Annotated in this window: 5 protein-coding genes; 3 read left to right on the top strand and 2 right to left on the bottom strand. The window is 70.7% G+C overall.

Annotated elements, in window-relative coordinates; all coding sequences use genetic code 11:
* A partial coding sequence (locus tag ACH107_RS29485; RefSeq protein WP_412509276.1) for an ROK family protein occupies positions 1–765 on the top strand: 765 nt, incomplete at its 5' end.
* Positions 762–2,261, top strand: coding sequence for a CRTAC1 family protein (locus tag ACH107_RS29480; protein WP_412509275.1), 1,500 nt, complete (start codon positions 762–764; stop codon positions 2,259–2,261). The genes ACH107_RS29485 and ACH107_RS29480, both read left to right, overlap by 4 nt.
* Here the strand turns inward: ACH107_RS29480 and ACH107_RS29475 are convergent.
* Together ACH107_RS29475 and kynU are read right to left on the bottom strand one after the other, a co-directional pair.
* Positions 2,233–3,570 (bottom strand): cytochrome-c peroxidase, encoded by a 1,338-nt coding sequence (locus ACH107_RS29475; RefSeq protein WP_412509274.1) that lies wholly within the window; start codon positions 3,568–3,570, stop codon positions 2,233–2,235. The two genes, ACH107_RS29480 and ACH107_RS29475, sit on opposite strands and share 29 nt — an antisense overlap.
* Before the next feature lie 66 nt (positions 3,571–3,636).
* Positions 3,637–4,830 (bottom strand): kynureninase, encoded by a 1,194-nt coding sequence (gene kynU, locus ACH107_RS29470; protein WP_412509273.1) that lies wholly within the window; start codon positions 4,828–4,830, stop codon positions 3,637–3,639.
* A gap of 122 nt (positions 4,831–4,952) precedes the next feature.
* Between kynU and ACH107_RS29465 the strand changes: the two genes are divergently transcribed.
* A partial coding sequence (locus ACH107_RS29465) for an alpha/beta hydrolase (protein ID WP_412509272.1) occupies positions 4,953–5,361 on the top strand: 409 nt, incomplete at its 3' end.

Raw genomic sequence — 5,361 nt, 5'->3', positions numbered from 1 at the left:
GGGGTCGGCCTGGCCGGGCTGGTCGAACACGCGCAAGGCACGGTGGCCTGGTCGCCCTTCCTGGCCCGGCGCGGCGCACCGCTGAAGGCCGCGCTGGAGGCCCGCCTGGGCCTGCCGGTGCATCTGGACAATGACGTCAACATGCTGACCCTGGCCGAACTGTGGTTCGGCGCGGGGCGGTGCAAGGCCGACTTCGCGGTGGTCACCATCGAACAGGGCGTTGGCATGGGGCTGGTGCTTGGCAACCGGCTGTATCGCGGGGCGCGCGGCATGGGGCTGGAGCTGGGCCATACCAAGGTGCAACTGGATGGCGCCCTGTGCCGCTGCGGGCGGCGCGGCTGCCTGGAGGCCTATGTCGCCGACTATGCGCTGCTGCGCGAGGCCGCTACAGCGCTGCCCCCCGGCAGCACGGCGCAAGTGGCCCCGGGCGACCTGCTTGACCGGCTGTTCGACGAGGCCAAGGCGGGCAACCGCGCCGCCGCCACGATCTTTCGGCGGGCGGGGCGCTATCTTTCGCTGGGGTTGGCCAATGTGGTGCAGCTGTTCGATCCCGAACTCATCATCCTGTCGGGAGCACGGATGCGCTATGACTACCTCTATGCCGAGGAAGTGCTGGCCGAGATGACCGCCCAGGCCCTGGACGACAAGCGCGCCCCCGCCCGGGTCGAGATCCACGCCTGGGGCGATCTGGTCTGGGCGCGCGGCGCGACGGCGCTGGCGCTCTCGGTCGAGACAGACCGCCTGCTGGGCGAGGCGGCCTCGTGAGGCGCTCAATCGTCTTGCTGGCCCTGCTGACCGCCTCTCCTCTGGCGGCCGGGCCGCGCTTTGACCCCGTCCCCGGCCCGGTTGCCGATCATGTCTATACCGGGGGGTGGGAGCATTTCGTGGGCGGCGGTGTCTCGGTCATGGATTGTAACGCAGATGCCCGCCCGGATCTGGTCCTGGCCGGTGGAGAGAAACCCACACAGCTGATGGTGAACCGCGGCGGGATGGATTTCGCGCCGCAGCCCCTGCCCGGCCCCGCCGGCGCGCTGACCGGGGTGACCGGGGCCTATCCCGTCGACCTGGACGCGGACGGTACGCTTGACCTCTTCGTGATGCGCGCAGGGCCGAATGTCGCCCTGCGCGGGCTCGGCGACTGCCGATTCGAAGTGGCGACCGAGGCCCTGGGCCTGCCCGAGGGGGGCGACGGCTGGACCACCGCCTTTACCGCCTGGTGGGCGCCGGGCGCCATGCGGCCGACGCTGGCCGTGGGCAATTACGTGGACCGCGCCGATCCCGACGGACCATTCGGCGCCTGTGACGCAAACGCGATCCTGACGCCCAGCCCCGAGGGTTGGGACGCGCAGGCACTGACCCCCGGGTATTGCCCGCTGTCCATGCTGGCCGCGCAGGATGCACGCGGGCAACTGACGCTGCGCCTGTCCAACGACCGGCACTACTATGTCCGCGACGGGGCCGAGCAGCTTTGGGATATCGCCGAGCAGCGCTTTCTGGGCCCGCAGGACGGCTACGATCCGCCCATGCTCTGGGGCATGGGGATCGCCGCGCGCGACCTGGACGATGACGGGCGCGACGAGGTCATGCTGACCTCCATGGGCGATCAGAACCTGCGGCTGGCGCGCGATGGCGGCTATGTCAGCGCCCCCTTCGAGATGGGCACCACGGCCCACCGCCCGCATACGGGCGAGGACGGGCGCCCCTCGACCGGCTGGCACGCCCAGTTCGGCGACGTCGACAACGACGGGCGCGCGGATCTCTTCATCGCCAAGGGCAACGTGGACCAGATGCCCGGCATGGCGATGGAAGACCCCAATTCGCTGCTGATGCAACAGGCCGACGGCAGTTTCGCAGAACGCTCGGTTGCCGCCGGCGTGGCCAGCCCCGCGCGCAGCCGTGGGGCGGCGATGGCCGATCTCGACGGTGACGGGCGGCTGGACCTGGTGGTGGTCAACCGACGCGCCGGGGCCGAGCTTTACCGCAATGTCACGCCGCAGACAGGCAACTGGCTGGAGGTTACGCTGCGCCAGAACGGCAGCAATGCGCGCGCCGTGGGCGCGAGGGTTCGGGTCGCGGGCGCGGACTGGTCGGAGGAACAGGAGGTCAGCATCGGCGGCGGACACGCGGGCGGCGTGGCCGGACCCTTGCACTTCGGTCTGGGGGCGGTGGCGGCGGTCGAGATCACGGTGACCTGGCCCGACGGCAGCCGCACGCACCACGCGCCCGCGGGCGTCAATCGACAGGTGACGCTGCAGCGCTGAGCGGTTGCGCCACCGGCAGGCCGCTGGGCACGGTGTCGGGCACGCCAAGCCGCCCGGACAGGGCCACCGGATCGGTCAGAGACTCGAGAAAGGCGACGAGCGCCGCGACATCCGCCTGCTTCAGGTCCAGCGGCGCGCGCGAGACGGCCCCGGCGATGGCGGCAACCTCGGCGGGGTCTTCCAGAATGCGCCAGTCCTCGACCCCCAGCTCCGGCAGCACCGCCTGATCCCTGTCATAGTCCTCCAGCCCCGCCACCGGATCGGCGTGGTGACGCAGGTAGGCGGCCAGGTCGGCATAGGCCCCGGCATGGCCATAGGGCGCGGTCAGCGCGACGTTGCGCAGCGACGGCGTGCGAAAGGCATGGGCGTTGTCGGGATCGCCGGTCACCCGCATCCGCCCCGTGTCGCGCGCGTGGCTCTCGAAACTTGTCGCCTTGCCCGGCCCGATCTGCACATCGCCCATGGCGTGAAACCGCTGGTCGGTCAGCATCGGGCCGCTGTGGCAATCGGCGCAGCCCGCGTCACCGTAGAACAGCCGCAGCCCGGCCATGGCCGGGTCGGGCAAGGCCCCCTGCCCGCGCAGGTAGGCATCGAACGGCGCGGTATCCGAACGCCACTCCTGCGCCATGAAAACCGCGATGGCGTTGGAGATGTCGGTGAAATGGATCTCTTCGGGCGCGAGGCCATAAACCTGAGCAAAGCGGCGCCGGTACTCGGGCAGCGCCGCCACGCGCCGCGCCAGCAGGTCCCAGGCGCCGCCCGGCCCGGTGATGCGCCCGGTGCGCACGGCCTTGGAAATGGCGTTCTCGCCGTAGTGCCCCGCCATCTCGTCGGCCGAGAGCACCGGAAACATGGTCTGCGCCGACAGCAGCCCGTCGAAGCCCTGTTCCATCTCGGGGCCCATGGGCGTTCGAAAGCCCGAGGCGCGGGTCTCGTCGCGCTCGATCCGACCATCGTGGAAAAGGACCCGAACCTGCCGCGCCCCGAGGTTGAACAGGCCCGGCGCATTGCGCGGCACACGCTGCTCGGGCAGGTTGTCGGGGTCGGCCACCCGGTCGGGGCCAAGGCCCGCGCCGCCGTCCCCGATGCCAAGGCTCAGCCCGTCCGAAGTGCCAAGGCGCGGGTGATGGCAGGTCGCGCAGGAGACCTCCTTGTTGCCCGACAGAATGGGGTCGTAGAAAAGCAGCTGGCCCAACCGGGCCTCGTCCATGTCCACGGGCGGGAAATCCGCATCCCTCAGCGGGTCGGGCAGGCCCTCGGCCCCGGCCATTCCGGCCCAGAGCCCCAGCAGAATCGCGATCCGGCGCATCCGTCCTCCTCTTTGCCCGACAGGATCACCGCGCGCCGCCGCATTGGCAAGGCCCCGTGGCCGCGATCAGGTCACGCGGCCGCGCGCCTGGTATCTCGGGTCTTGCCAGGCCCCGGTTTCCAGCACGTCCTGAAGCGTCTCGGCCGCGGCGATCACGTCGCCCTCGTCCAGGTAAAGCGGCGTGAAGCCGAACCGCATGATGTCCGGTGCGCGGAAATCGCCGATCACGCCCCGATCGATCAGCGCCTGCATGGCCACATAACCGTTCTCGAAGGCGAAAGAGACCTGACTGCCCCGTTCCTCCGCATCCCGCGGCGAGGCGAGGGTCAGCGCGGGGCAGCGCGCCTCGACCTCGGCGATGAAGAGATCGCCCAGCCGCTGCGAGGCCGCGCGCAAATCGGCCATGTCGACCCCCTCCCAGACGCGCAGCGCCTCTTGCAGCACCGCCAGTTGCAGCACCGGGGGCGTGCCCACGCGCAGCCGTTCGGTGGCCATGGCGGGGCGATAGGCGGGCTCCATGGCGAAGGGCGCGGCATGGCCCAGCCAGCCCGCCAGTGCCGGGTCGATCCCGCCCACCAGATCGGGGCGGGCATAAATGAAGGCGGGCGCGCCGGGCCCGCCGTTGAGATACTTGTAGGTGCAGCCCACTGCGAAGTCCGCATTCGATCCGGCAATGTCCAGGTCCATCGCCCCGGCGCTATGCGCGAGATCCCAGATCATCACCGCGCCGGCCGCATGGGCAGCCCGGGTGATCCGGTCCATGTCGTGAAGTCGCCCCGTGCGATAATCCACCTGGGTCAGCATGACCACGGCAACCTCCTCGGTGATGGCCGCCTCGACCGCCTCCGGGTCGGGGGTGCGCAGGTCGTGACCCTTGCCGATGGTGCCGATCAGCCCCTGCGCCATGTAGAGGTCGGACGGGAAATTGCCGCTGTCCGACAGGATCACCCGGCGGTCAGGCCGCATCTTGAGCGCCGCGTCCAGCGCCTGGTAGACCTTGATCGACAGGGTATCGCCCGTGGCGACCGACCCGGCGGGCGCGCCGATCAGCGCGGCGATCTCGTCGCCCACCACGCGCGACAGGTCCATCCAGCCCGCGCTGTTCCAGGCCCGGATCAGCGCCTGCCCCCAGTCCTCTTCGATGACCCGTGTCGCGCGGGCCGCGGCACCCTTGGGCAGCACGCCAAGCGAGTTGCCGTCAAGGTAGATGACCCCCGGCGGGATCTCGAAGAGGTCTTTTCTCGGCAGGGGCACGCCCATATCGCTTGTCTCCGGCTGTGGTTCGACACGGGGGTAGCAAGATCGCGCGCGGATGGAAACACGCGAAGGTCTGGACAGGGGCGGCGGCGCGGCGCAGGCTGCGCCCGACTTGGGGGGAACGCATGGCGGACGACAGCGGCATCGACTGGGAAGACGCCTTCGCCAACGGCGACTATATCGTGGGGGCCGAGGATTACACGCCGCGCTGGCAGGCGGCGGCAGAGGCCTTTCGCGCCCAGGCCCGCGGCCGGTGCGACATCGCCTACGGCGCGGGGTCACGCGCGCGGCTGGACCTCTTCACGCCCGATGCCGCGGCGCGCGGGCTGGTGGTCTTTGTGCACGGCGGCTACTGGCGCGCCTTCGACAAATCCACGTGGTCGCACCTGGCGGCCGGACCGCTGGCGCTGGGATGGGCCGTAGCCCTGCCCAGTTATCCACTTGCCCCCGAGGCCCGGCTTGCAGGGATCGCGGCGCAGGCGGGCCGGGCCGTGGCCCATGCGGCGGGCCTGGTCGCGGGGCCGATCCGGCTGG

This window comes from Roseovarius halophilus (ex Wu et al. 2025) (genome assembly GCF_047086965.1).
This window is presented reverse-complemented; position numbering and strand designations above follow the sequence as displayed.

Coding starts and splice junctions, on each gene's coding strand:
- kynU (WP_412509273.1), bottom strand. CDS start 4,830: ATGGGCGTGCCCCTGCCGAGAAAAGACCTCTTCGAGATCCCGCCGGGG.
- ACH107_RS29475 (WP_412509274.1), bottom strand. CDS start 3,570: ATGCGCCGGATCGCGATTCTGCTGGGGCTCTGGGCCGGAATGGCCGGG.